Raw genomic sequence first — 24,781 nt, forward strand, 5'->3', positions numbered from 1 at the left:
GAATTGCTCGGAAACTGGCAACCCAGACCATGCTAATTCCTTTTTCAGAGCTTTGAGTTACTGTTGCACAAGTAGCGCGTCTGAGCCTAGGGTTCCTTGCAGGTAGAATGGGAATGTTGCACTGGTGGCGATCGCTTTAAACACAACTGCATCAAGACACCGCAGTACAACTATTTTAGCAATTCCCACGGTCGCCGTCCCTGCCCTGGCGACTAAAACAACGGGCCGTAAGGGCGGTACAGGATGGGTAAGTAACAAGGAAGCGCTTATGACAGCGATTACACCCACGGTCAAACAGTCCCAACCCTTCTATCCAAGTGCTGATGGTGCAGTGGCAGAAACTTATGCTCACCTTTACGTTCTACTGACAACGCTAGAAGTCCTGAGACAATATCTCAAGGGTCGTCAAGCAACTGTTTTGGGCAATCAGTTTCTCTACTACGCTCAGGGTTTTCCCAAGTTGCGAGTTGCCCCAGATGTGATAGTAATTTTTGATGTTGAACCGGGAGGAAGAGACAACTACAAAACTTGGGAAGAAGGTCAAGTTCCAGTTGTAATCTTTGAGATGACTTCTACAGGAACTCAAGCGCAAGATACAGGTTTCAAAAAAACCTTGTACGAGCAGTTGGAGGTTCAGGAATATTGGTTATTTGACCCCAGACGAGAGTGGATAGAAGAGCAGTTGCGGGGGTATCGACTTCAGGGAGAAAGCTATCAGCCAATTACAGATAGCCGCAGCGAACCGTTGCAGTTACGCTTGGCTGTGGAGGGGGAACTGATTGGTTTTTATCGGGAGGATACCGGAGAGAAGTTGTTAGTTCCTGATGAGTTGGTGGAGGCACTTCAGCAGGAAACGCAGGCGCGACAGCAAGCAGAGGAACGGGCGGAACAAGCTGAGGCTCTATTGGCTCGTTATCGAGAACGTTTTGGAGAATTGCCTGAGTAGACTGACTTAGTTTGAATCAGAAGCGATCGCTTTCTTGTCATCCTACTTGAATCCGAAACCAAATTTCCTAATGTCATACAGAAGCTGGGTTACAACTTATCAAAATAGCAACTCATTCTGAAATACTACCCAATGACTATTAACAAAAGCTTCTACATTTCACGAGAAGATTACCTAGAGGGAGAACGAACCAGCCCTATAAAACATGAATATAGACGAGGACAAGTCTATGCAATGGTAGGGGCGAAGAAACCTCATGTTATTATTGCTGGCAACTTAGTAACCCTGTTCAATAATCATCTGAATGATACCCCTTGCCTTGTTCTCAATTCGGATATTAAAGTCAGGATTGAATCAGCAGACTGCTATTACTATCCCGATGTTGTAGTAACTTGTGACGAGCGGGATACAGACTCTACAGAAGACTTCATCCTCTATCCGATCTTGGTGATTGAAGTATTATCTCCCTCAACAGCAGCTTTTGACAGAGGGGAGAAATTTGCTGATTATCAAACGTCGCCATCTTTACAAGAATATGTGTTAATTCATCAATCTCAGATGAGCGTCGAGTGTTTTCGCCTTTCCAATTCAGGCGATTGGGTTTCTCAAATCTATAGACAAGGTGATGAAGTTTACTTTGCAAGTATTGATTTTCGCGGCGATATTGCCTGCATCTATCGAAAAGTGCCTGGAATTCAGAATTCTGATGCGCGAATATGAAAGCGATCGCTTTCTTGTCATTTTACTTGAATCCGAAACCAAATTTCCAACTGATAAAGACCTCGTAGGGAATGGTTGAGGTACGAAACCCAACATTTGCAAAGGTTCGATGGGTAACGCTTACGCTCTACTGGAACAGAATCAGGTTGATGATTAAGGGGAGCGATCGCCCCACCGATAATCACCTCAAACCTGTACCTCACCGACAACCTATTTAAACTCCATCTCCTAGATCGTCTAGGTCATCTACAGTTAATGGTGCTTGAACACTATGGCGGACGTACAACACGTAGACTGTAGTATCTCGAATAGTAAACAACACTCGATATATGTTTTTGGCTTTCCCGTAAAGTAACTGCCGAACTTCTTCAGGAAAAATTTCGCGTTCAACTGCCAAGGCACAGCGCTGGGGCTTCTCTTGGAGTGTTGCGTTAGCGTAGCGGCTCCCCTTGGGAGCATCGCATTCATCAACCCTCGAAACCAGCGATAGGCAAATTCGGGATTACGCTCTCGATACCATTGGTAGGCTTGCTCGATCTGAGCTTCGGCAATCGGAGTAATCTCAACCTGAAATGTCATACTTTTGCTGCATTTCTTGGATGAAATCTCCGATAGGACGAGTTTGACCGCGCTCTAGTTCCTCGAAGCCTTGCTGAATGCCTGCAATCGTTTCTAACTGATCGATCAGTTGGCGCACTTTGGTGAGATCGATTTTGCCAGGATCGAGAAAGGTGATCAGAACTTGGGTGCGATCGCTCACATTCTGCGGCAGTTCGGTGAGTTCAATTTGTCCGTTCTGATAAATGCCTTGGACAGTTTTTAGCATAGGTAGTAATAGGGTTAATAGCTCTCTCAATTCTACTAATTCTCTCCTGTGATATCTGTTGCAATTGTCCGATCAATCACCTCTTTCCCTCTGCCCTCGCCGACAACCTAAAGTAGTGCGCTCATGCTTTGCTTTTCTCGCTTGCGCTATGGCAAGTCTGTAGGTAGGGTAAATTGCTACGAAACTCATCCGGCAAAGAAGATATGGTTTCTAGAAAGGTGGATCATCCCCCTCAAATGAGAAGCTGTTTGGCTTATTATCCTTTAGCAATTGCACACTCGTGATTGCTCCCAAATCTAACAGCTCCTCCCTATCCATGAATATGATATGACGACGGGCGGCAGCATCCAGATGTTCGCTCAGTAAAGCTCTAGCTTGCTTAGTAATGAAGTTAGCAGAAATGATAAAAACATGATCCAGTAGATTCTTTCGATTCGTCTCTGGATCGAATATTGGATGATCTAAAGCCATACGTACTTGAGCTAAGATACCGCTAATGTTGCTGTTAATATCTCGCCCTGCTGCATCGATTTTATCTTTTTTGACTTGGGCGCTGAAGTAGATGAAGTGTCCTGTTGGAAGTTGGTACTTCATCCACAAATCTTTGCCATACTCAAGAGCTTTATCACGATGACCAGTCGCCGTTACGCGCAGGAAGCCTAATTGACGAAAGAGTGGAACAAGAAGTTCTTCAATAAACTCGTCTTCAGAAGCTGTATCTAAGAAAGTTGCAATTTCGTTCCGTCGGCTGAGTTCTATAGGAGAAAGTGGACGTGCTTGGATTTTGGAAGTGGCTGAAGTAATACTCGTTTGAACATTTCTGACGTGACAACGTCCAGCAGCATCAAAGTATGCGTGAATACCGTCTCTACCAAGAACATGATTCAAGTCTACAAGTGCAGCATCACGGTCAAGTTTCTCCCTCTGATAGTCAACAGCATCCATAAGCTCTTGAATGACTCTAATAATTGAATCAGATGGTAGCTGTTGAACTGTTACTAAACCTTGATTCAGTTCTTTGAGTATGGTCTCTACCCAGTACTTTCTGGTATCGCCATCATGTATGTATGGTTGGTCACAGGAATGAAAGAACTGCGTAAGCTGTGAACTTGATCGATATGGGAAGTTATTCCATCTAAATCCTCCACTTCCTCCGCTACCGCCACAAATCAGTTCTGCTAAATCACTAATGGTTCTGAAAGATATTCGCATCAAGTTTTCTGTACAATTAACAATGGCAAATATTGGAGGAATTGTTCTGTCTTGCTCAACCCAACTGTCTCTCGACGGATACCTGAATGTCTGGAAATGTCAACGGCGCGTTAGCGATACTTAACAAAGTTATTGCTCCTTCACGAATGACCTGATGCTACAACATATCGACCATTTTGAGACTCTCGAAACACATTTGCTAACTTTGTAAATAAAATTAAAGCTCTAATACTCTTGAATTTCAGCACAATTGTACTTATCGGATTAGTGAGTCATTAGTTGTAGTATCTTGTTATGCTGCAACATCACCAGATACTGGCTCAAAATGCAGCACCATAATCTGATCTGGACGCAGACCAAGAGACTCATAAGTGCGTCCTGTGCGATCGCTAAATTCAACTTCAAAAGCCCTACCATCGGCAAGGATTTCAACAACTGTACCCACTTGCCCACGCCACAGATTAAACTCAGGCAAATTGGCTGTAAGAGCAACTATATCTAACAACTTGATTGTATCTGTCATATAAACCTCCAACTCTTACAACGGGTAGCAGGTTGTCAATCTTGGAATATCTGAGCCATGTTCGATTATCCAACCGCTACGAACTGTAGCGCTTCTCTCCCCCCATTCAAGCACAAAGCCAAGGGTATAACGTTGCCCGTAGTCGTCCCTTCGCCCTAGCTGTACCTCATGTGTTTTGATAACTTCCAGTAAAATCCTACGTAACTCCTCTGCATCACTAGGAGTTATGCCAAGCATGGATTCAAACAAACGTGCCTTATGTTTGCCTTGATCGTGTGTGGAATTGAGACAGTAATCACGTAACTTACGGACATCAACCACAGCACGCTCTGCATTCGGAATTATCATACAACTGACACAAACGACTCAAGCAAAAAGTCTCTCAACAGATACCTGAACATCGGGAAATGCCAATGGCGCGATCGCACCTTCACGAAGAACTTGTTGTGTAAGATAGCGACCATTTTGAGGCTCTCGAAACACAATTACTCGCTTAGCAGATACATCCAAAATCCAATACTCTTGAATTTCAGCAGATGCGTAGATAGAAGTTTTGAGGTCTAAGTCTTTTTTCAGGCTGGTCTTAGCAACCTCTATGACCCAAAAGATATCATCAGGTTCGGGATGGCGATCGCTGTATGCAGACTCTGGCAGTCGAACAATCGCAATATCCGGTTCGGGTTCGGAGTCAGGTAGTGTAATTGGGCCATTGAAACGAACATCGGCTTTCCCCTGTAGCAACTCCTCCAAGTATTTCGCGCCTCGCTTTGCCGTATTGTAATGAATCGGTGTCTCTGGACTCATTTCAACAATTTCACCTGCTAGCAACTCCACACGGCGATCGCGCAAAATTCCCGCTGCGATCATGCGGTGATAGTCATCCACAGACCATTTAGCTAGCGTCTTCATTGCTCCAATCACTCATTCTTCTTGCTTTGATTGACTCAATTCTAGAGTTTTTAGCATGAGAAGCGAACGACTTCGTCGCGCTTTGCTAACGCACCATCCCCCTCAAACTTCATTCTCCCAAAGCTGAAGCAGTACGAGAAGCGATCGCTCTATTCCATTCAATTCAGCTTTGACCGTTCAAAAACGTCTCAGGGTCAATTCCTGATGCTCGGAGTCGCTCAATCAGCGACTGTAACTGAGCTTCCGCTTGTTCAGCTCGCTGTCTCTGTTGTTCAGTTCGCTGGCGTTCCTGTTCCGCCTCAGTGAGAATCCAGTTTCCCTGAGCGTCATACCAACGCAACCACAAACGCTCAATTCCCTGATATTCACCTTGCCACAAACCCAAGCCCAACTCTAACTCAGGTATCCACACTCGTGGCTCCTGTAACTCTAACTCTTGATAATGCGCTCCCACTATCTTAAAAGCTCGTAGCCGATTGGTATAACGACTAAAAACTATATAGTAAGGAATGCGTAAAATCTGCTCGTAAACCTCCCATTTTCGTGGGGGTTTCTCATTACTCTGAGGCTCAATTGCTTGCCCATTGTCTACAACTTCCTCAGACGCAAGTGGCAGTTCCTGATGAATTTCCCCTAAGTCTTCTTTTTCTGTCCCCGGCGAGAGCAATTCCACAACCACAAAAGGATTCACGCCCTCTTGCCAAACCACATAAGAAAGGCGCATATCGACATCATCATAAAGTCGAGGCACGCCCACAACACCAAACCAATCCGGTCGCTTGTACCATTGAGCGTGACGCACATCATAGTAAAGGTTCATGTCGCTGGCACTGAAGACCCGCGAAGCCGGATAGTGGGTTGGGCAGAACGTGAGACTCAAGAATTGCGCTTGCAAGTCATGAAATTCATCGGGCAAGCCAGGTTCCTCCGAGTCTTCGCTAGGCAGATCGTACATGGTGGGCAGCGTTTCTCTGGGCGATCGCGGCGGGTCAGTTTGAGGAACGGGGTATTTGACCGGAAACATAAAGTATTAGAAAACTGGCTTTATATTAACGCTTCACACCTTTTCCTTCTGTGGTGATGTGATGCCGCGCTTGGTCAGATTTTCTTCGAGTTCCCTGATGAATTCAAAGTCCTCCTCAGGCAGAGGCTGACTTCCACCCCCTAAGAAACCCTCACCGATAGAAGACTTCTTCTTCAGGAAGGTGAACGCCCGCCGGAACTGATGCGGACTTGCCTCAATCGGCGCATCAAAGTGGCAGGGAATAATTCGCTGGAAATTCCAGCTTGCCACCTCGTCCGCCCAATCAAGGACTGCCTGAGGCGCTTGGGTGAAAATGAACGATTGCAGCATCGGTGCCACGAACGGGCGACCGCCCCCTCGCAGCGCCTCGAATGACTGCTGCCAGTGAGCCTTCCATTTGAACGGAAACCAACCGAAATACGCCTTCCTTGACCGCTCCGGCGCTTTCAGGGCATCGCGCAATGCCTGCCACTGTCCGCTCATTTCCAAGGCGCTGGGACGGAGGTACAAAGCAAACAGCGAAATGCGCTGCCATCCCTGGCGACGATTCGCCTCACTATCTTCAACCCTCTCCAAGGCGCTGTCTCTGGCGTGGAACAGCAAGGGATACGGGTCAACTTGGACAATCTCTGGCGGAGACTCTGGCACTGAAAGTACCGAGTCTGTCAGCAGCAGAGTGCGCGATCGCTTGTGCAATAAAGCAACTTCTTCAAACGACCCTCGCCCCAAGTTGATGCTCAGCACCGCATAATTAAAGTCATTAGCAAAGGGCGCATCATTGCTATTCTCCGGAAGTATCTGGGTCCGTTTGCTAGGAAAGCCGAGCCAACTCAGCGGCAGATTTACCGGGAAACTCCACTGGTTCGCAGTCACGAAGACCTGTGCTACAGGAAAGCGTCTGGCGAACGGACCCGCGAAAACCTTATGTTCTAAGCCAGAAGCGGTTGGCAGGATGATGTACTTAACATCGCCGTATTTCACCTCCAACTCCTGAACCAGCCTGATACACTCTCTGGTCGGCGCGACAGGAGCATAGACGAGAAGACCCCCTTCAGAGAGCTTAACGACGGTCATGCGAATCGGTACGACAGTGTAAAGGATGCCCTGCATCTGGTCAAAAGTCCAGATCGTGTCCTTCACGACTTCTTTGCGGAGTGTCCGCCGCCGACTGTATGGGTAGAGTGGCACAGCCAGCCAGAAAGGCCATGACCAGTCCCCAGGTCTGATACTCAAACTATCCTGTTGCCCCTGCCCAAACGATGCCCTCAATAGGTGCGTCTGGTGCGCTTTCTTTCGTGGTTCTATCCACTCCACGACCCCTTCCCCTTATTCATGAATGCTGACGCCTGTGTTTGTCGAATTTATAACTGTTGGAGGAAAGCAAATTTTTGACTCTATAACCGAATTGTTATCTAAGCTCTAGACTCTCATGACAATTAGACTTTAAGCAAACACTAGTTTTCTACCTTATGGGATCAATACTCCCCCGATAAAGCAGACCTAACCCCCTCACAAGGGTAGGTTTTTTAGATTTGGGTAAAGGAGTGGGAGAAAGCCGATTTTTCCGTAGATGATTCATCCCCTTGTCCCCTTGTTTTTGAAAAAGGTTCACAGCAAATTACCCTGACTTTGCCACGGTGAGGACAACTACGCGGCTGTCTACATTTAGAACTTGGACTCCTGGGAATAAAGTAGTCATCGGCACCTTCCAATGGGAGTGACCGCAAATGACTAACAACTCGTTCGCTGTGGCAAGTTCAGCGCGAATTGACTGATTTCCGATGAGTTTGGCGTCTGGCTCATTGGGGCCTTCGTGCAAAATTAGGATATCTGGTAACTCCTTGAGCAGTTGGCGAATGGCTTGATGAAAATCCTTTTCTGAACGACGCCAAAGTTTAGTAGGCTTGCCGATAATACCTGAGATGCCAGCGATGCGAAATCCATCAACCAAAGCGATTTCACCATCTAAGTAGCGGATACCTCGCCCATTTTTAAATGTTTGAATTTCTTGTGGCGTGTTTCCCAAAATGTCATGGTTTCCTGCAACTCCAGCAACCCAACGAAAACGGCGACTGAAAGATTGCCAGACTTCGCGGACATCTCCTTCACCGCCACGCTTATCGCTTCGTGCGTAAAGATCGCCTGCCAAAATAATGCCTGTTGTCTGTGGCGATGGAATCTGTCCCTGGTCAGCTAAAGTTTCTAATTCTTCGGCGACACGATGACCGAGAAGGCGTCCATCTGTGGGATTGATACCCTGTAAATCGCTAGCGACGATGATAGCGTCTAAGCCAGGTGGAAGTGAGTCAACTTGTGCCGATAAAATCGGTAAAACTTGCTCAACCACACCGATATGACCTGACGCAGCGGCGGTAATAAAGGGGATTTGATGAATGGGGTGGTCGGAAATAGAAGCAATCCGCATAGGGCTTAATGGTAGCGTTTGCCTTGAAAAGACGTTGCCATCTTGACGCCAGTTCAACCGCGAAATTGCTGCTATTCCTGGCACTGAGTGATTGGAAGAAAGATTTGGTTTTGATATAAACCTACATTATTTAAACATTTTATAAAAGCAGGGCGTCTACTGGATTGCTCATGATTTTGGTTTAAAAGTGTCCGAAAAGCTAACTTTCGGTTTTGATAGAGTACTAAATCTTGGAGCTTTAAAAGTAACTTTACTGCCTCATCATAAGCTTGCGCCTGTGACTTTTCTAGCAGGCGATTGACATTTTTCCAAGCATCGGCTTCCCGTGTCCTTTCCTGTTTCTCTTCTTTTTATGCCGCTTCAAACAAATGCTTGATAGTCCGTTATGGCTGGTTTTCAGGTTGAGGTCTAGCGATTAGTTCAGATAATTTATTATTAAATTCAAAGGAAAGATTCTCTTCTCCCTAAGCAAGCCGCAGCTATACCCGCTCGATCTTCAGGTAGAGATTTGTCAATTGTTTGAAATTCGTAAAGCTGGTATTCGCTCATTGGTACTTAATAGGCTTACAGTTATTAAGGCACTTTGTTGGTCTCTACATCTTCTAATCGTGTAAGTACAGAGCAGAAGATTCAAATGCTGCTTCAGGTGTTCCGTAAAAGCTACCATGTTTAAACATGGAAAGTTCGTACTTCTCGTTACTGTAGGTATAAAACGAAAAACTCCAGGCTTCCTCATCTCCAAAGTAACGGAGCCTACACAAATGTGTTGGGATATTTTGTATTCGTTCGAGATATTCTTCCCTGGATATCGGAAAATTTGCTAGAGGAAAGTCTGGCTCTATCTGAGGATTTTGATAAGCATCTATATAACAGAACTGGCTGCGAAAGCGGATATCAAGGCGAGTATATTTGCCCGCATAGCGAGCTTCAGCATATTTGAGAATCCGCTGCTTGATGCGTTCTTGAACAGCTTTTGGAATCTTAACTCCGCCAGAGTCAGGATCTTTCACCCAAGGAGACATTAGACCTATCCTTGATTTTGTTATTGATAGTCTAAGTGTAAAATAAATTAGCTCCAGAATGGAAGAGTCCGACAGCCACTAGATCCGCTACTTGCGCCTTCTCCGTTTTGTCTGTAGCATTTTAAGATTGCCTTCCAGAGGCGATCGCGCCTAATCCCCATACTGAGGAGGCACTCTTCAGTATGGGGAGCGATCGCTGATAACAATCAACTAAGTGAATCCTATCAAAATTATGACTAATTTCCTTGAGAAAACTTACCCAAGCATTGCCAATTTTGTTTATAGCTATGGTTGGATTGAAATTGGGCAAGATGAAAACAGTAGTTCTTTTATCAAAGCCTTTAATGAAGGTGGAGATGTTTGGATAGGCGCAGATAAATATGAAAGTTTAGATAAAGCTTTACAGGATTTAGAATCCGCTCTTTGTGAGTGGTTGAAAGAGGTCGAATGAGATCGGCAATCTATGATGCCAGTTGCCGAGAGTGGTAAGCTATTCTTGCCTCCCCGAAGCTAAAATCAAACATATAGCAATCCTAAATGATTTGCACTCTCCCTGTAGAGACGCGATTAATCGCGTCTCTACCTACACTAAGGCGAATACTCGCGCACAACTTAAATAGGATTGCTATAGCCCCCAGATGTCTTATTTCTCGGAAAACGTCCAGCCACGCGCAAAGCGATCGCTCTATAGCAATCTTATTTGATTTGTGAAATATTGTTTTTTAACGAACCGCAGAGGACGCCAAGGACGCAGAGAAAAGAAATAGAGAGTTTTAGTGCTAAAAGTAGCGGATCGACCCTTGGCGGAACTCCTGGCGCGAGATGAACGGGTGAGTGCGAACCTGCGAGGAAGACTTTGCCCGTCACTGACAGCTTTTCTTGACGGAACAAGGCTACAGCTACCAAATTGAAATTCTTGACCTTTCCGCCTAAATTCGCAATGCGCGATCGCATTAGATGAAATCGCTCTAAGGATATCCGAGCTTTTGCTCAGGAAATCTCTACCCTTATTTTTTATATTATTAAAGAATATTCGGAAACTTTTTTAGAGTTTTGTCAATCTAAACAGGGCATGACTTTGGGAATTTATCAGCGGTTGGTCTTAAACGTGGTGAGTCCGACAATGTTAAGATACCCAAAGTTTGTCATCGTTCTGTTTTCAGCCCCCAAATAGGGTTATTTTATGGTATCTTCTGGAACTGCTCGTCGCCTCGGTTTTACCTGCCTTGCTGGCCTACCTTTAACAGTGTCTTTGGCTCTGCTACAACCCGTGCAGGCTCAGAACCAAATCCCTGCTCTACCAGAAGACGCCAGTCAAACACAACCAGATTTAACCGATCCCAACAATCTCCGCCCCATCTCTCAGGAGAGTGGCTTGTTGAGTATGCAAGGAGGGCAGCGTTTGCTGAGTGAGGCAGATAGTGCCGTATCTTCGCAAAACTATACTCTAGCCGCCAAGAAGCTCCAAGAGGCTCGTCAGGTTTTCAACCAGTTGTCCAATTTCTATCAACAACTGGGTTCTAGTTTTTCGGGAATTGATAATCGAGTTTACGAGAGCCAGCGACGCAAGGCTGTAGAAGCTGCTCAACTTCGAGATCGGGCAACTTATCAGCTGGCGCTGGTGCATCGAGCGCAAAATCAGCCAGATTTGGCAGTGCCTTTGTTGATTCAGATTGTTCGCAGCCAGCAGCCGACACGCGATCTCGGCAAGAAAGCTTATCAGCAGCTGCTGGAAATCGGGTTTATCGAATCTCCTGATTCCGCGCCTGCTAATTCTTCGAGCGATCGCTCCAACTCATCTTCCTCTGCACCCAAACGGTAGATTAGAATTAGCAACTTGAAGTGAAACGGGAGTTTAAATGGTTAGCCCAGATCAGGTAGAGGCGATGATCAAAGCCAAAATGCCAGATGCCCAGATTCAAGTTCAGGATCTGACTGGCGGTGGCGACCATTACCAGGTGACAGTGGTTTCGTCGCAGTTTGAAGGCAAAAGGCTTGTACAACAGCACCAACTGGTTTACGGTGCGGTGCAGCAAGCGATGGCTACAGAAGCTATTCATGCTCTAGCACTGAAAACCTATACTCCCCAAGATTGGGAGTCAGCTACGAAGCAAGGTTGAAGCTGAATAAAAATTGCGTTCTCGCGCACTGGCATTACACTAGACAACAGAGGCATTCCAAGCAGAACTATGACGCCAGAACTAAAAGAGCGGATTGACAGCTTGCTCAAAGAGCATAAAATTGTGGTCTTTATGAAGGGCAACAAGCTGATGCCCCAGTGTGGTTTTTCCAACAATGTGGTACAGATTCTGAATACTTTGGGCGTACCCTACCACACGGTTGATATTTTGGACGACTGGGAAATCCGGCAGGGAATTAAGGAATATTCTAATTGGCCTACCATTCCCCAGGTTTACGTTGATGCTCAGTTTGTTGGCGGCTCAGATATTCTGATTGAGCTGTACCAAAAGGGCGAATTGCAGGAAATGGTTGAAGTTGCTTTAGCTTCCTAAAGCTAAGGCAAGCAAACCGAAAATTCCCTCCTTGTTCTTCAACTTAAGAATCAAGGAGGGAATTTTTATGGTGTTTAAGATAACTTGGAACTAAAATTTAAAAGCTAATTCAAAAGCAGTGCAGTCTAAATCATCCTAAATAGCATGATTGACTGGACTAGAGAGTAAGGGATAGTAAGGGCGATCGCTTTTTTTTCAAATCTTTACTTATCGGCTGTATTAAGTTACAAATCCGATCAACGTTAAAGATGATTAGCACCCAGAAGCTCGCTGTTTTCTCCCCAAATCGTATACCTGTGGGCAATTTAACCACATTATCCACAGGCAACTATGGCAAGACCGATCCTGGTAGGCTCAGCTTGACCAATCCAGCCAACCCCAGCTAATAATAGTCTGATTTAGGTTGAGTCTGCGTCATGTCAAAGTTGGATGGATCGTAAATGTAACGGGTAACTTCTTCTTCTAAGCGGTGAATGAGAAAGGGTTCCAGAACGCTAGAATGACGCATAGCTGCGAGATAGCCATCTAAAAACAGCCGCAAATCATCGAAGCGATAACCCCGATTCCACATTTCGACGAGGGCGTCGGTGAGTCTTTGGTAGTAGCGGATGGTTTGAGAGTCCTGTAGCATGGTCGGAAGTATCAGGTGTGAATTAGTATAAGGGGTGAAGTTGGAAGAAGGAAACTTTCGCCGTGAGCGGTTAGCTCAGTTGAGCCTAGTTTCCTAACCAGAACTACAGCGGTTTGGAGTTGCTGTGCGGAAACCGAAAACGGGTGCATACCAGTTTGGTGATGATAGAACGGTTGGTTGTGTTCCTTGAAGATTAAGGGAATAACAGCAAAACTCATACCTCCGATGGCGGCGAGTTGCGCGATCGCTCTCACTTTAGTTTTATCGTAGAAAACCCGATCCCCAACGTCATGCATCCGTCGAGCGATTTGTGCCATCTTTTCCAGCAAGCATTGCAATTTAGTCGTTGCGTGGTTTAAACTGCCGCTGGACAAAGAAAGTCTCCTAAATAAGCAGATTCTTGAACTTTTGTCAACAAAATTTCGATTGTTTAACCGCAATTTCCAATTGCCAGGATAGATTTGCCTGTTGCCCCTTGCCGGGAATATCCAAAAAGCTATTTGTCTGTTGCCTTTTGCCTCACTCAGTGGGTTTCTGGTAGGAAAGACATCCTGCTTGGTCAAGCCGGATATACTGATTTGTTCATCGGAAGCTATTGGCATGGCATCGTTCAGCAAACTTGACTAAACGTTAACCTTGGTTAACTTTCATTTTACTCATTGCTTAGTGAAATGGCAGCTTCGGCTTCAGGCTCTCTCTAAATCGGTAATATTACTCTTAAAAGTATTAAAAATATAAAACAAAAGTTTAAATTTAAAGAGAAAATTTTTAATTTTAATTTTTAAGTTTTAATTGTGTAGCCCCGATCCCTCGTAGCCTTGGTTACAGAATCCTGACATAAGCTTTGTTAAGCTGAAGCTCACCAGCTTGAAGGGAAGCATGCCACCGTGGGATCGATTTGCATTCAGATCATCGAGGGGAACCCGCACCTGCGATCGCTACTGGGCTGGCACTTACAGCAAGCAAGCTACTGGGTGTGTCAATCCGCTGGCGTTCATCAAGGTAGAGAAACGTTTTATACTCGCCAACCCACAGTTGTCATCCTTGATTCCGACCTGCCCGATGGCGATGGAATTGAATTTTGCCGATGGCTTCATCAACACGGACAGGTACTCATCTTGATGCTGTCTGCCCGCAGTCTGGAAGCCGATATCGTCGCTGGGTTAAAAGCAGGAGCCGACGATTATTTGACCAAGCCATTTGGGATGCAAGAATTTATGGCGCGGGTTGAGGCGCTGATTCGCCGTGTCCGCGTCACAGCCGCACCCATGTCCCTAGATTATGGCGACCTAAAAATAGACTTAGTGCAACGCCGCGTCCGCTTCAAAGAAGAATTCATTGAGCTGACGCCCCAAGAGTTCAGCCTGCTTTACGTCCTGGCACAGGCTGGAGGAGTGGCGCTGAGTCGTTCCGAACTGCTGCGCCGCGCTTGGCCTGACGCCATCGATAACCCGCGCACCATTGATACCCACGTCCTCTCCCTACGCAAGAAAATTGAGACCGATCCTCGACAACCCAGCATGATTCAAACTGTCCGCAACGTGGGCTATCGGTTCAATCCAGAGATTCTTAAGGGGGCGGAACCAGCTGCCTTGACATTTGATGACGATTCCAAACCGCTCTCTGCCCATGCTACCCCTAGCATGGTAGGGGGACAGAACCGCCACCGCTAAGATCGACTTTTAAGATAGACTTTGCCGCCTGCCTCAAATCCATCGCTCTTTGGGCTTTCTCTTTGGGCGACTCGGCTACTTGGACAGGACTTACGCAAAGCTTGTACATATAGCGTTTTTTCGGGGTAGCGTTTTTTCGGGTTCAATCCCCCTGTGGTTGCCCTCAGATGTAGTGATATTTGCGTAAGTCCTGTCAAATTCAATAAAACGCTGATGGGCTGAGCTTCGATCAGCCCATCGATTCAGGCTACGGCTGAAGTTTCTCGATCAGCGCCAGTGCTTTTTTGGACTCATCAGGCTTGCCTTGCTTAGCGAAGAGTTCAGAGGCTTTCTGAAGGTCTTCAATGGCTTTCTTGTCTTCTTCTAGCTGGGCATAAGCGATTCCTCGCTGATAGAAAGCTTCTGCTTGATCGGGCTTCAGTTTGATAACTTCGGTGTAATCAGCGATCGCTCCTGCGTCATCTTCTAACTCGGTACGAGCCAGTCCTCGATTCAAGTAAGCTTCATCATCCTTGGGATCGAGTTGCAGCACTTTGCTGTAGTCAGCGATCGCTTTCTCGTAGTCCTCTAGCTCAACAAGAGCCACGGCTCGGTTGTAGTAAGCTTCCGTATCATTGGGATTCACCTCCAGCACCTTCGACAACAGATCGACGGCTGCCTTATAGTCTCCAGCGTCAAGTTTGTCTAACCCCTGTTGGAGCAGCGCCTCAGGATTCCCTTGGAGGCGGGGACTGGTAGGAGCAGGCGGTTTAATTTGGGGACTAGGAGCAGGGGATGGTTCTGACTGGGCACGAACTACAGGGGTCAATCCACCCACTCCGATAACAACTCCTAAAATTGCGATCGCTGTCTTGATGTGGTGCATAAATTTATTTAGTGACGAGTGATTGGGTATTCGACAATCAGTTCAAAAGTCTATACCCACTCTGGTTGAGAGGCAATTATTCGTTGTTCGTAGTAGCTGAACCCGATGATTCTGCTGAGGAAGGTGCGGCTCTGCGCCGCCGCGCCCGTGGAGCTTGTTGTGACTGACTGGCTGAACCGGCTTCCAGACGCCGCTGCCGCCGCGCCCGTGGGGCTTGCCGCACTGCCGGACTAGAGGCAGATTCCACGCGCCGCCGCCGTGCCCGTGGGGCTTGCTGGGACGGACTGGCAGCCGCAGATTCCCCGCGCCGCCGCCGAGAACGACGTGGCGTTTCCGAAGCGGTGGAAGCAGATGCCGATTCCAGACGCCGCCGAGAACGACGTGGCGTTTCCGAAGCGGTGGAAGCAGATGCCGATTCCAGCCGCCGCCGAGAACGACGTGGCGTTTCCGAAGCGGTGGAAGCAGATGCCGATTCCAGCCGCCGCCGCCGACTGGTACGCCGTGTTTCCGAGGCGGTAGAAGCAGATGCCGATTCCAAACGCCGCCGCCGAGAACGACGTGGGGAATCTGAGGCGCTAGTGGAAGCAGATGCCGATTCCAGACGCCGCCGCCGCCGGGGAGTCGATAACTCCGAGCTACGGTCGGAAGATGCCGATTCTGAGCGACGACGCTGGCGAGAACGGCGCTCCCGCTCCGATCCCTCTAGCTGAAAATCAACTGAAGCCCGAACCCCCTGTCGTCTACCAGAGGAAGAATCGAACTTCCAATCTCTTGCGGCTCTAACAGCAGCTTCATCGAGTTCACTGCTACCGCTGGAACGCGACAGCCGAACATTGGTGACATTTCCTTTGTCGTCAACATCAACACTGACCTGGGATGCGCCTTCGACGCCTTGCCGTCTCGCATTGCTTGGATAGTTGGGCTTGTCACATTTAACGCAACCGATTCGGCTCGATCCCGATCTCCTCGAAGGACGTTCTTCATTCCTCTCTCTTGGCTCAGTTCTCGGCTCGGTTCTTGGCTCAGTTCTTGGCTCGGTTCTTGGTTTGAAATTTTCTGGAACTATTGCTACATCCCTTCCACTTCCCGATTCTTTGCTGGTGCCAGTGCCCGTACCCGAACTACTGCTAGTGCTGCTACCCGTACCAGAGCCAGTGCCCGTACCCGAACTACTGCTGGTGCCACTGCCCCTGCCGCTTCCTTGTCCTGAGCCTTCAGTGCTACTGCTCGTACCCGAACCACTGCCTAGCAGACTTCCCGTTCCGGCAGCCACAGTAGAGCCGCCGACGGTACTGCTTTTATCAGTTTGGCTACCACTATTTCCGGCACTTTCTTGAGTTTGTCTGGAGCCGGTGATTCCTCTAACCAAATCTCTAAATCTTTCAGACGTTTGTTGCTGGAAAGAGGGACTCGCCTGTGTTGGAGCTGCTGGCTTGTCATTTTGTGGAGACGGCGCAACGGCAACCGAGCTAGGCTGGGGAATTGGCTGCGAACTACTTGCTGGATTGGGTTCCTCAGTGCGTTCCAAAGACGGCTTCTCTACTGGTTTCGGCGGCACGCTTGCCACTGGATCGGGAGTTACTCGTTTGGGCGTCTCAGCAACGGGTTCTTCACGCTTGACAGGTGTTACTGAATTGGGAGCGACTGGTTGCTCGACTCGTTTGGGCGTTTGAGCTGGTCGGAACGGGGGTAAGTTTACCACGAGCGGCTGCCGTACTGGCTGCGGTACCACTTCAGGGGGTGTGGGCGCTGGTTGTGACGCTGCGGGTGGAGAGGGAGCGATCGCTTTTGGTTCTGTGCGAGGTTGAGATGCGGGCGCAGAAGTTGTATCGGGTGTCCCGCCGCCTGAACCACCTGCTGCAACTGAGCCTGTTTCTGATGCACTGCCAGAGCTAGTTAAGACGCGAGAACCTCCGGCTGCAACTGAACTTGCTGCTGATGGAGTATTCTCTTGTTGAGTTGCCTCTTTTGGTGTATCTTCCTCTGGTTCCAAAGCTTGAAGGCTCTCAGGATCGAGAACTATCACTTCCATTGGCTCTTGTGCAACGATGTCAGATGTTTTCACCCAACGATTGCTCATAGCCAGCACTCCGATATGGAGTGCGAGGGAACCGATGAGACTATAGGCAATAAAAGACCTCAGAGCCTCTTCTTCTTTTTCTCGCTGCTGAACAGCAACACTTGACAATCCCATATATTATTGCAAGTTATTTGCACTTGTTTGGTCAAGGTAAGATGCACCGAAGTAAATGTCAAGGGGTAGAACTAGGGGAATTGGCTGTTGCTACCGTGAGCAAAACCTCTCGAAACTTAGTTTTCATAAGCTTTTCACCCTTGGTATCGGCTTTGTTAAAATTACTCAATAAAAATCATTATTCTCAAAATCGGGAAAAACTGCTTGACATAGATTCTCATTAGGTTTAATTTCTGTTGAGAACTTCTATCAGCTTTAATACTCAAGTAAGCTGGTAGGCAAAGCCTTGTTGATTGCCCTAGAGAAATTAGATGGGAATTAGTAATCTTTTTGCAGCGGGCGGCGTGGTCATGTGGCCACTCCTAGGATTTTCTATATTAGCGATCGCCCTAGTTATAGAGCGTTCAAGATTTTGGTTTCGCATTAACCGACGGCAAAGCCGGGTTGTCCGAGACGTGATGAAGCTTTATCAGCACGATCCAGAAGCTGCTGTACATCGGCTACAGCAGAATGCTGACTTACCGATTGCGCGAATCTTTTTGGCAGCATTGGAACTGGAACAACCCAATCCAGAAGAATTTCGATTAGCGCTGGAAAGTGAAGCGCAAGCAGAGTTACCTGGATTGAAACGATTCAATGTGGTGTTTGAAACGATCATCGCCCTTTCGCCGCTGCTGGGGTTGCTGGGAACGGTTTTGGGATTGATTAACTCCTTTGCCTCGCTGACGCTAGGGAGTGTAGGAGGCAGCCAGACGGTCGGTGTCACGGCAGGGATTAGTGAGGCGTTAGTTTCCACCGCCACCGGATTAATTGTGGCGATCTTTGCCCTAGTGTTTTCAAATGCCTTTCGAGGGTTCTATCAGAGACAGTCGGCACACATTCAAGAGTACGGCGGTCAGTTAGAACTGTTATACCGCCGCCGTTATGAAAAAGGAGAGCCTTCTTATGCGACTACCCGATGAGCCGGATATCCCAGTGCAGATCAACATCGTGCCGATGATCGATGTGATCTTCGCCATTCTGACCTTTTTCATCATGTCCACGCTGTTTTTGACCCGTTCAGAAGGGCTATCGGTGAATTTGCCTAAAGCAGCGACCGGACAAGCTCAAAAATCGACACCCGTTACGGTGTCAATTGACGAGGAGGGAGAAATAGCACTCAACCGCCAGCCAATTGATTTAGGGGAACTGGAAACCGGAGTGCGATCGCTGATTCCGTCCGAACAAGAAACCCTCATCGTGCTAAATGCTGATGAAAGAGTCAATCACGGTCAAGTAGTGGCGGTGATGGATCAATTGCGTAAGGTTAAAGGTGCAAAATTAGCGATCGCTACGAAGAAGTAATCATTCCATTTGATGAAAGGTTATTCGTTATCAGTCGATAGTCATTAGTTTGTTGCTACTAACTAATGACTAATCACTAATTACCTTTTAACCCCAATCTTGAGCGGCTTGGGCTTCCGCTTGGATAAAGCGATCGCGTAAATTACTCCAGTCTATCTGTGTTGCTGAGACATCCTCAAGCAACTGCCCATCCTGCAAATACAAAACCCGATTGCAAAACATTTGGGCTAAATCTAACTGGTGGTTGACCATCACCACTGTGGTTTTTCCCTCGTTGCACAGTTGCGTCAATACTTGCAGGACATAAGCAGCACGACCCGCATCTAGGGCAGAAGTCGGCTCATCAAGTAATAAAATTTTAGGTTGGATAACGAGGGCACGGGCAATTCCTACCAATTGCCGCTGTCCTTGGGACAGTTGCACTTCCGTCCGCCCTAACCAATCTTCTGGGATGTGCAGTTGCTCGATCCATTTGAGCAATTGTTGCTGAATCACCTGTTTCGGGACACCTTGCAAAACCAGAGGATAAGCTAAGGCATCTCTGACAGTCATTCCCAAAAGTTTTGGTTCTTGAGAAACCAGCATTACCTGCCGCCGCAACGGGATAACCGGAAGTTTTTGATAATCTTGATTTTCCAGATAAATTGCACCAGCAGTGGGTTCCAATAGCCGGTTCAATAGCCGCAACAGCGAAGTTTTTCCGGCACCAGAAGGGCCAATCAAACATAAGCGATCGCCCGGAAACACCTCAAACGAAATCTCCTTCAACAAATACTGCGAACCGACTGGCGCGGCTAGACTCACCCGTTCCAGTCGCAGCAAATCTTTTTGTGCTTTCGTGTCTTCGTAGTTCAAAAAATTATGTCAATCGTCCTTGTGTAGTCGCCATCCAAATTGTCCAACCATCTGTAACAAAAAGCAGCAGCGCGAACACTAACAAAATTAGATACATCCAAGGCTGAGACAAAGGACGAACATCAGTTGTATCAATTCCCGTCTTGTCTTCCACCAGTTTAACTAACCGAGCAAAGCCAACGACACGCATCGGTAGCAAATAAGCTTTTTGTTCTGACTTGCTAACAAAGTAATAAACGATTCCACCTTGCCCCGTGGTGCGAAGTTTTAAATCTTTGACTTCTGCCCAAGGTAACGCCCAACCTCTGCGGAAGAAAACCGGAACCCAGCCAGGATAAGTTACCTGGATTTTTTCATCATCCACAATCACCCGTTCGCTGAGGACAGCATATAACGGTACTAACCCCAAGGCAATTCCCAGCCACAGCAACCAAGGCGGTAGGGGTGACGCAGATGCCTGTGACAAAAACGGTAGCGCAATCGTCAGTGCCAGGTAAAGCGCCATCAACGTGATGCGAATCAGGGGGGAAATGCGAAACAGGAAACGACTGGTTGGCGCTGATTCCGGCTGTAATTCAAGATTTTGTGACACGCTTTTAACCCAAAATCTAAAATTTAAAACTGAAATTGCTTTATCCTTGCGGCGTCCAAACAGTTTGAGTGCCTTGTCCCCAAAATCCATCAAATTTGGTGACTTTGACATCTCCTAAAACCTGCGTTTGACAAGCTAAGCGCCGGTTTACCGTGGGAGAATGGGGAGGAAGCGATCGCCTGGTTTTATCTTTCCAGTTGGCTTCGGAAACGTTCCCTTCCACTGCCACTGCACAGGTGCCGCAGGTGCTAAGTCCCTGGCAGTTAATGATTTTTGCCTTGCCATTGTAGAGGTCGATGCCATTTTCTAGTAGCACTTGACGCAGATTGGCACCCGTACTGCACTCAAACGTTTTTCCTTGAGCTGTTACCTTTGGCATAATGATGTATTCAACGAGCCTCTTGAGTGATTGTTTGTCTTAACTTTATTTTTACAGTTCTTTACAGAATCATCTGTTAAATTTTCTCCCTCGGCTACAACTTCCCATGCACTCAGATCAAACAAACCGAATTTGGATTTACGACACGACGTTGCGCGACGGTGCCCAACGCGAAGGGCTATCGCTGTCACTCGAAGACAAGTTGCGAATTGCCCGAAAGCTAGATAAGTTGGGCGTTCCGTTCATTGAGGGCGGTTGGCCTGGGGCGAATCCCAAAGATGTACAATTTTTTTGGCAATTGAAGGAAGAACCGCTCTCCTCAGCAGAAATTGTCGCCTTTTGTTCTACTCGTCGTCCCCATACAACTGCGGCAGAAGATCCGATGTTGCAGCCCATTCTCGCGGCGGGAACCCGCTGGGTGACGATTTTTGGCAAATCGTGGGATTTACAAGTTACAGAGGGTCTGAAGACCAGTTTAGAAGAAAATCTGGCGATGATTGGAGATACGATTGAATATCTCCGCAGTCAGGGGCGGCGGGTAATTTACGATGCCGAACACTGGTTTGATGGCTATAAGCACAATCGGGATTATGCGCTCAAGACATTAGAAAGCGCGATCGCAGCCGGTGCAGAATGGCTCGTCTTCTGCGACACCAATGGCGGCACGCTTCCTCACGAAATTAGCCAAATTGTCCGGGATGTCGCCAGTGTAATCGGAATCAGCGCTCAGCAGTCAGAAGCCAGCAGTGAGTTCAAAACTCGAAACCCCCTGCTTCTAGGCATTCATACGCACAATGATTCTGATACAGCGGTGGCGAATGCAATAGCCGCCGTCATGGAAGGAGCCAGAATGGTACAAGGCACCATCAACGGCTACGGCGAACGCTGCGGCAATGCTAACCTTTGCTCTGTGATTCCCAATTTGCAACTCAAACTGGGATATAACTGTATTCAAGACGAACAACTGCTACATCTGACAGAAGCCAGTCGTTCAATCAGCGAAGTCGTCAATCTTGCTCCCGATGAACACGCACCGTTTGTTGGTCGTTCTGCGTTTGCTCACAAAGGCGGCATCCACGTTTCAGCGGTTGAGCGCAACCCGTTGACTTACGAACATATTCAGCCAGAACAAGTCGGCAACGAGCGTCGAATTGTGATTTCCGACCAAGCTGGATTAAGTAATATTTTGGCAAAGGCTCGCAGCTTTGGCATTGATCTAGATAAGCAAGATCCCGCCTGTCGCCAACTTCTACGCCGCCTCAAGGAACTGGAGAATGAAGGCTATCAGTTTGAAGCAGCAGAAGCGAGTTTCGATTTGCTGATGCGCGAGGCATTGGGACAACGACAGCAAATGTTTGAACTCAAGGGTTTTCAAGTCCACTGCGATATTGTCAGGAATGCTAACGCCCTCGCCACCGTGAAAGTCGCTGTCAATGGCAAAGATATTTTGGAAGCTGCGGAAGCGAATGGTCCCGTTTCGGCGCTGGATGCTGCATTACGCAAAGCTTTAGTCAATTTCTATCCAGAAATTGCTGTATTTCACTTAACCGATTACAAAGTGCGGATTCTCGATAGTGGCGCGGGGACTTCAGCCAAAACTCGCGTTCTAGTAGAATCTAGCAACGGTCATCAGCGCTGGGCAACTGTGGGTGTTTCTAGCAATATCCTAGAAGCTTCTTATCAGGCGGTCGTCGAGGGAATTGAATACGGTTTGCTGTTGCAATCTTCCGCAAGTCGGACGACAGAAGTTGCAGCTACATAAAGCAAATTCAGCAAGTGGGATGAAGGGGAGGGCGCGGCTTCAAACTTTATAGCTTCCTCCTCGCTCCATCGTTTGCACAGCTATATTAGCGTAGAGTTTATTACTACTAAAAGCTTAAATTAATCGAGTTTTTAAGTTTATGTAAAAATCTTTGCAATCATCCTTGCGGCTCCAGAAAAAAGGCATTGTAGTTTCATCAGTTGACTCATAATTATAAACTCGTACAAGGTATCCATTGCCATGTCAGTTAAATCATTAATTTAATGTAATATCCCTGGATTAAATTGGCTAAACGAATAATATACTGTTCAAGCAAAACTGATTTAGTAACCTATAAGTAATATACCTTTCAAAGGTAAAATCAAGCGATTGTTTATGTAAAGTAGTTCCAAAAACTTATAAATTTTTGCAAAGTCATCTCTACCCCGATAATCATTTCTTACTGCTATAATCAAATACTCAACTCCAACCATCATACTTGCTTGAAATATATCTTTAAGAAATTGATAATTATCAACTGCTCTACCAGCCTCAATTTCTAAAACTATTTTGCCATCTTTACTTAAGGCATCAGCATCAAAAGATATATCAACTTTATTGTTTAATCCAAACAAAACTGGAACAGGAATTTTCTGTTCTCTTGCTTTACCTGCTTCAACTAGCATCTCAACCGCTAATAGGTAGGGTCGCAATATATCCAACACTTGATTACTTGAAAGAGTATGGTTAGGTGACTTTATTTGTTCTTCTACTCGGAGAAAACATTCTACAATTGCTTGGCTTTGTTCATTTATTTTAATGGATTTAGGGAAAAATTGATATCTAATCATAATTCATGTTTCTATTGTATAGATTTGATTTTTAAGAATAATATTTAACCTTTAAAAACTTGCAAATTTTTAAAGGTTAAGAAATATATTTTAAGGCAATTAAACATAGGCTTAGCACATTTTTGATAATGGTGTTACCTACTTACCGATAAACTTATAATACTCTTGCAAGTCTCTTTGCTGCTTCTGGAAAACACGTTAATTAAGTTTAATTTGGCTTGATGGTAATCGTCTCTTAAAGTATGCAATGCTTCTTGCATACTTTAAAGCCCTTCCTTGCTGGTTGAAGATGTTTTGCTTATGACTCTATATCTACTGATATTGATAAGATTCCGATAAGTAGCAATATTTCCGAAACCAGAACGCGATCGCATCCTCCTTATAAACCTCACCCCTAAGAGATCGCTACTCAGGCTGTTCCTCATCCTCAATCAGCTCATTCAAAGCTTCAGCCAGGGTTTTGCACAAGTTTGAGCGTGGAGTCCTCTTGTACCAGGTTCTAATCCTGGTGAGGTGATGAGTATTTTGACGTGGTAAATTCTGATTCATTAACGGAAGCGATCGCTTTACTCCTGATGAGAAAGCGATCGCTTTGCGTCAAGCATCCCAAATCCCTGACAATAAAATTAAGTCAATGCGATGTAGAGGCAATTCAACCCGAATGAAAACTGCGATAACTGCCCAGCAACTAGATGCGATGATGCCTGATGCCAGTCAACTGTACAGTGATGAGCCTGAAATGGAAAGTTCTTTGCATTATATGCAACTGCTGTTGCTTGTCACTTGTCTGGAATGGCTGTGGCGTGAAAGAGAGGATTTTTTTATCGGTGCCAATCTCACCATTTATTTTAGTCGGCAACAACTGCGAAATCGTGATTTTCGCGGTCCCGATTTCTTCTTAGTCAAGCAGACCCAAAAACGTCCTCGCAATGCTTGGGTGGTGTGGGAAGAAGATGGCAAGTATCCCAATTTGATTATCGAGTTGCTATCGACTTCTACCGCCACGACAGACCGCACGTTGAAAAAAGATTTGTACCAAGACCGCTTCCGCACGCCGGAATATTTCTGGTTTTCGCCAGATACGCTGGAATTTGAAGGATGGAGGTTGCAGGGAAATCGGTATCAGGAAATTGCCCCGAACGAGACAGGCTGGCGTTGGTGTGAGGAGCTAGGCTTGTATATGGGCGTAGAACAGGGACAGCTACGCTACTTTACTCCAGAAGGCTCAAGCGTCCCGACCCCGGAGGAAGCCGCGAAACTCGCAGTAGAACGCGCTCAGCAAGCTCAAGTGCAAGCTCAACAGGCTCAAGCTCAAGCTCAGCAAGCTCAAGTGCAAGCTCAACAGGTACAAACGCAACTAGAACAAGCACAAACCCAAGCTCAACAAGCACAAACGCAACTAGAACAAACACAAACCCAAGCTCAACAGGCTCAAACGCAACTAGAACAAGAACGACAACGCGCCGAACGGTTGGCTGAACGACTGCGATCGCTAGGTATCGATCCAGAGTAAGCGATCGCGTCATAGCGCCAGAT

General features: G+C 46.8%; 31 protein-coding genes and 1 pseudogene. 12 read left to right on the forward strand and 20 right to left on the reverse strand.

Annotated elements, in window-relative coordinates; translation table 11 throughout:
- Positions 1-57 precede the first annotated feature (57 nt).
- Positions 58-258, reverse strand: coding sequence for a hypothetical protein (locus tag AC2VDX_RS14070; protein ID WP_378181746.1), 201 nt, complete (start codon positions 256-258; stop codon positions 58-60).
- Between the two features lie 10 nt (positions 259-268).
- Here AC2VDX_RS14070 and AC2VDX_RS14075 point away from each other — a divergent pair, with 10 nt between their 5' ends.
- On the forward strand, positions 269-946 hold the full coding sequence (locus tag AC2VDX_RS14075) for a Uma2 family endonuclease (protein WP_378181749.1): 678 nt from the start codon (positions 269-271) through the stop codon (positions 944-946).
- A gap of 132 nt (positions 947-1,078) precedes the next feature.
- Positions 1,079-1,666, forward strand: a complete 588-nt coding sequence (locus AC2VDX_RS14080) for a Uma2 family endonuclease (RefSeq protein ID WP_378181752.1) — start codon at positions 1,079-1,081, stop codon at positions 1,664-1,666.
- A 214-nt stretch (positions 1,667-1,880) separates the two neighbouring features.
- On the opposite strand, the pseudogene AC2VDX_RS14085 reads toward AC2VDX_RS14080, so the two are convergent.
- The 10 genes and pseudogenes from AC2VDX_RS14085 to AC2VDX_RS14130 all read right to left on the reverse strand — a co-directional run bounded on the left by AC2VDX_RS14085 (position 1,881) and on the right by AC2VDX_RS14130 (position 9,607).
- Positions 1,881-2,245: pseudogene (locus tag AC2VDX_RS14085) on the reverse strand (type II toxin-antitoxin system RelE/ParE family toxin).
- Positions 2,229-2,492, reverse strand: coding sequence for a hypothetical protein (locus tag AC2VDX_RS14090; protein WP_378181755.1), 264 nt, complete (start codon positions 2,490-2,492; stop codon positions 2,229-2,231). The pseudogene AC2VDX_RS14085 and the gene AC2VDX_RS14090 overlap by 17 nt, the downstream one beginning before the upstream one ends.
- A gap of 210 nt (positions 2,493-2,702) precedes the next feature.
- Positions 2,703-3,704 (reverse strand): hypothetical protein, encoded by a 1,002-nt coding sequence (locus tag AC2VDX_RS14095; RefSeq protein WP_378181758.1) that lies wholly within the window; start codon positions 3,702-3,704, stop codon positions 2,703-2,705.
- Positions 3,705-3,996: 292 nt separating this feature from the next.
- Complete coding sequence (locus tag AC2VDX_RS14100) at positions 3,997-4,227, reverse strand: DUF4926 domain-containing protein (RefSeq protein ID WP_378181761.1); 231 nt, start codon at positions 4,225-4,227, stop codon at positions 3,997-3,999.
- Positions 4,228-4,242: 15 nt separating this feature from the next.
- Entirely contained in the window at positions 4,243-4,575 is a 333-nt protein-coding gene (locus AC2VDX_RS14105) for a DUF6883 domain-containing protein (RefSeq protein ID WP_378181763.1), read from the reverse strand.
- Between the two features lie 18 nt (positions 4,576-4,593).
- Complete coding sequence (locus AC2VDX_RS14110; protein WP_378181765.1) at positions 4,594-5,136, reverse strand: Uma2 family endonuclease; 543 nt, start codon at positions 5,134-5,136, stop codon at positions 4,594-4,596.
- Between the two features lie 163 nt (positions 5,137-5,299).
- On the reverse strand, positions 5,300-6,160 hold the full coding sequence (locus AC2VDX_RS14115) for a Uma2 family endonuclease (protein WP_378181768.1): 861 nt from the start codon (positions 6,158-6,160) through the stop codon (positions 5,300-5,302).
- Between the two features lie 33 nt (positions 6,161-6,193).
- Positions 6,194-7,429: a DUF4336 domain-containing protein gene (locus AC2VDX_RS14120; RefSeq protein ID WP_378181951.1), complete on the reverse strand. Its 1,236-nt coding sequence runs from the start codon at positions 7,427-7,429 to the stop codon at positions 6,194-6,196.
- A gap of 349 nt (positions 7,430-7,778) precedes the next feature.
- Positions 7,779-8,585: a metallophosphoesterase family protein gene (locus AC2VDX_RS14125; protein ID WP_486928183.1), complete on the reverse strand. Its 807-nt coding sequence runs from the start codon at positions 8,583-8,585 to the stop codon at positions 7,779-7,781.
- 602 nt (positions 8,586-9,187) lie between these two features.
- A complete protein-coding gene (locus AC2VDX_RS14130) occupies positions 9,188-9,607 on the reverse strand; it encodes a hypothetical protein (RefSeq protein ID WP_378181773.1) in 420 nt (139 codons plus the stop codon).
- Between the two features lie 214 nt (positions 9,608-9,821).
- Here AC2VDX_RS14130 and AC2VDX_RS14135 point away from each other — a divergent pair, with 214 nt between their 5' ends.
- Positions 9,822-10,058 carry a hypothetical protein gene (locus AC2VDX_RS14135; protein WP_486928184.1) on the forward strand — a complete coding sequence of 79 codons (237 nt, stop codon included), beginning with the start codon at positions 9,822-9,824 and terminating at the stop codon, positions 10,056-10,058.
- 245 nt (positions 10,059-10,303) lie between these two features.
- Here the strand turns inward: AC2VDX_RS14135 and AC2VDX_RS14140 are convergent, their stop codons facing one another.
- The gene (locus AC2VDX_RS14140; protein ID WP_378181779.1) at positions 10,304-10,561 is read right to left on the reverse strand and encodes a hypothetical protein; all 258 of its coding nucleotides are present in this window, start codon (positions 10,559-10,561) and stop codon (positions 10,304-10,306) included.
- A 229-nt stretch (positions 10,562-10,790) separates the two neighbouring features.
- Here AC2VDX_RS14140 and AC2VDX_RS14145 point away from each other — a divergent pair, with 229 nt between their 5' ends.
- The 3 genes from AC2VDX_RS14145 to grxD all read left to right on the forward strand — a co-directional run bounded on the left by AC2VDX_RS14145 (position 10,791) and on the right by grxD (position 12,120).
- A complete protein-coding gene (locus AC2VDX_RS14145) occupies positions 10,791-11,429 on the forward strand; it encodes a hypothetical protein (RefSeq protein WP_378181782.1) in 639 nt (212 codons plus the stop codon).
- A gap of 37 nt (positions 11,430-11,466) precedes the next feature.
- Positions 11,467-11,727 carry a BolA family protein gene (locus tag AC2VDX_RS14150; RefSeq protein WP_378181785.1) on the forward strand — a complete coding sequence of 87 codons (261 nt, stop codon included), beginning with the start codon at positions 11,467-11,469 and terminating at the stop codon, positions 11,725-11,727.
- A gap of 69 nt (positions 11,728-11,796) precedes the next feature.
- On the forward strand, positions 11,797-12,120 hold the full coding sequence (gene grxD / locus AC2VDX_RS14155) for a Grx4 family monothiol glutaredoxin (RefSeq protein WP_378181788.1): 324 nt from the start codon (positions 11,797-11,799) through the stop codon (positions 12,118-12,120).
- A 382-nt stretch (positions 12,121-12,502) separates the two neighbouring features.
- Here grxD and AC2VDX_RS14160 read toward each other — a convergent pair whose 3' ends face one another.
- On the reverse strand, positions 12,503-12,751 hold the full coding sequence (locus AC2VDX_RS14160; RefSeq protein ID WP_378181791.1) for a DUF6761 family protein: 249 nt from the start codon (positions 12,749-12,751) through the stop codon (positions 12,503-12,505).
- Between the two features lie 11 nt (positions 12,752-12,762).
- Positions 12,763-13,125, reverse strand: coding sequence for a hypothetical protein (locus tag AC2VDX_RS14165; protein ID WP_378181794.1), 363 nt, complete (start codon positions 13,123-13,125; stop codon positions 12,763-12,765).
- Between the two features lie 513 nt (positions 13,126-13,638).
- Here AC2VDX_RS14165 and AC2VDX_RS14170 point away from each other — a divergent pair.
- Positions 13,639-14,424 carry a response regulator transcription factor gene (locus AC2VDX_RS14170; protein ID WP_378181797.1) on the forward strand — a complete coding sequence of 262 codons (786 nt, stop codon included), beginning with the start codon at positions 13,639-13,641 and terminating at the stop codon, positions 14,422-14,424.
- A gap of 247 nt (positions 14,425-14,671) precedes the next feature.
- Here AC2VDX_RS14170 and AC2VDX_RS14175 read toward each other — a convergent pair whose 3' ends face one another.
- Both AC2VDX_RS14175 and AC2VDX_RS14180 read right to left on the reverse strand, forming a co-directional pair.
- Positions 14,672-15,289: a tetratricopeptide repeat protein gene (locus AC2VDX_RS14175; RefSeq protein WP_378181800.1), complete on the reverse strand. Its 618-nt coding sequence runs from the start codon at positions 15,287-15,289 to the stop codon at positions 14,672-14,674.
- A gap of 76 nt (positions 15,290-15,365) precedes the next feature.
- On the reverse strand, positions 15,366-17,483 hold the full coding sequence (locus AC2VDX_RS14180; protein ID WP_378181802.1) for a TonB family protein: 2,118 nt from the start codon (positions 17,481-17,483) through the stop codon (positions 15,366-15,368).
- A 311-nt stretch (positions 17,484-17,794) separates the two neighbouring features.
- On the opposite strand from AC2VDX_RS14180, the gene AC2VDX_RS14185 reads away from it, so the two are divergent.
- Both AC2VDX_RS14185 and AC2VDX_RS14190 read left to right on the forward strand, forming a co-directional pair.
- Complete coding sequence (locus AC2VDX_RS14185) at positions 17,795-18,445, forward strand: MotA/TolQ/ExbB proton channel family protein (protein ID WP_378181805.1); 651 nt, start codon at positions 17,795-17,797, stop codon at positions 18,443-18,445.
- Complete coding sequence (locus AC2VDX_RS14190) at positions 18,429-18,827, forward strand: ExbD/TolR family protein (RefSeq protein ID WP_378181808.1); 399 nt, start codon at positions 18,429-18,431, stop codon at positions 18,825-18,827. Before AC2VDX_RS14185 ends, AC2VDX_RS14190 begins: the two co-directional genes overlap by 17 nt.
- 87 nt (positions 18,828-18,914) lie before the next feature.
- Here the strand turns inward: AC2VDX_RS14190 and AC2VDX_RS14195 are convergent, their stop codons facing one another.
- The 3 genes from AC2VDX_RS14195 to AC2VDX_RS14205 all read right to left on the reverse strand — a co-directional run bounded on the left by AC2VDX_RS14195 (position 18,915) and on the right by AC2VDX_RS14205 (position 20,653).
- Entirely contained in the window at positions 18,915-19,682 is a 768-nt protein-coding gene (locus AC2VDX_RS14195; protein WP_378181811.1) for an ABC transporter ATP-binding protein, read from the reverse strand.
- Positions 19,683-19,686: 4 nt separating this feature from the next.
- Positions 19,687-20,187: a hypothetical protein gene (locus AC2VDX_RS14200; protein ID WP_378181954.1), complete on the reverse strand. Its 501-nt coding sequence runs from the start codon at positions 20,185-20,187 to the stop codon at positions 19,687-19,689.
- Positions 20,188-20,314: 127 nt separating this feature from the next.
- Positions 20,315-20,653, reverse strand: a complete 339-nt coding sequence (locus AC2VDX_RS14205) for a 2Fe-2S iron-sulfur cluster-binding protein (protein ID WP_378181814.1) — start codon at positions 20,651-20,653, stop codon at positions 20,315-20,317.
- Between the two features lie 106 nt (positions 20,654-20,759).
- On the opposite strand from AC2VDX_RS14205, the gene cimA reads away from it, so the two are divergent.
- The gene (gene cimA / locus AC2VDX_RS14210; RefSeq protein WP_378181817.1) at positions 20,760-22,415 is read left to right on the forward strand and encodes a citramalate synthase; all 1,656 of its coding nucleotides are present in this window, start codon (positions 20,760-20,762) and stop codon (positions 22,413-22,415) included.
- Between the two features lie 323 nt (positions 22,416-22,738).
- Here the strand turns inward: cimA and AC2VDX_RS14215 are convergent, their stop codons facing one another.
- A complete protein-coding gene (locus AC2VDX_RS14215; RefSeq protein WP_378181820.1) occupies positions 22,739-23,245 on the reverse strand; it encodes a hypothetical protein in 507 nt (168 codons plus the stop codon).
- Between the two features lie 530 nt (positions 23,246-23,775).
- Here AC2VDX_RS14215 and AC2VDX_RS14220 point away from each other — a divergent pair.
- Both AC2VDX_RS14220 and AC2VDX_RS14225 read left to right on the forward strand, forming a co-directional pair.
- The gene (locus tag AC2VDX_RS14220; RefSeq protein ID WP_378181823.1) at positions 23,776-23,910 is read left to right on the forward strand and encodes a hypothetical protein; all 135 of its coding nucleotides are present in this window, start codon (positions 23,776-23,778) and stop codon (positions 23,908-23,910) included.
- Positions 23,907-24,758: a Uma2 family endonuclease gene (locus AC2VDX_RS14225; protein WP_378181826.1), complete on the forward strand. Its 852-nt coding sequence runs from the start codon at positions 23,907-23,909 to the stop codon at positions 24,756-24,758. Before AC2VDX_RS14220 ends, AC2VDX_RS14225 begins: the two co-directional genes overlap by 4 nt.
- Positions 24,759-24,781: the final 23 nt, after the last annotated feature.

This window comes from Coleofasciculus sp. H7-1, assembly GCF_057473865.1.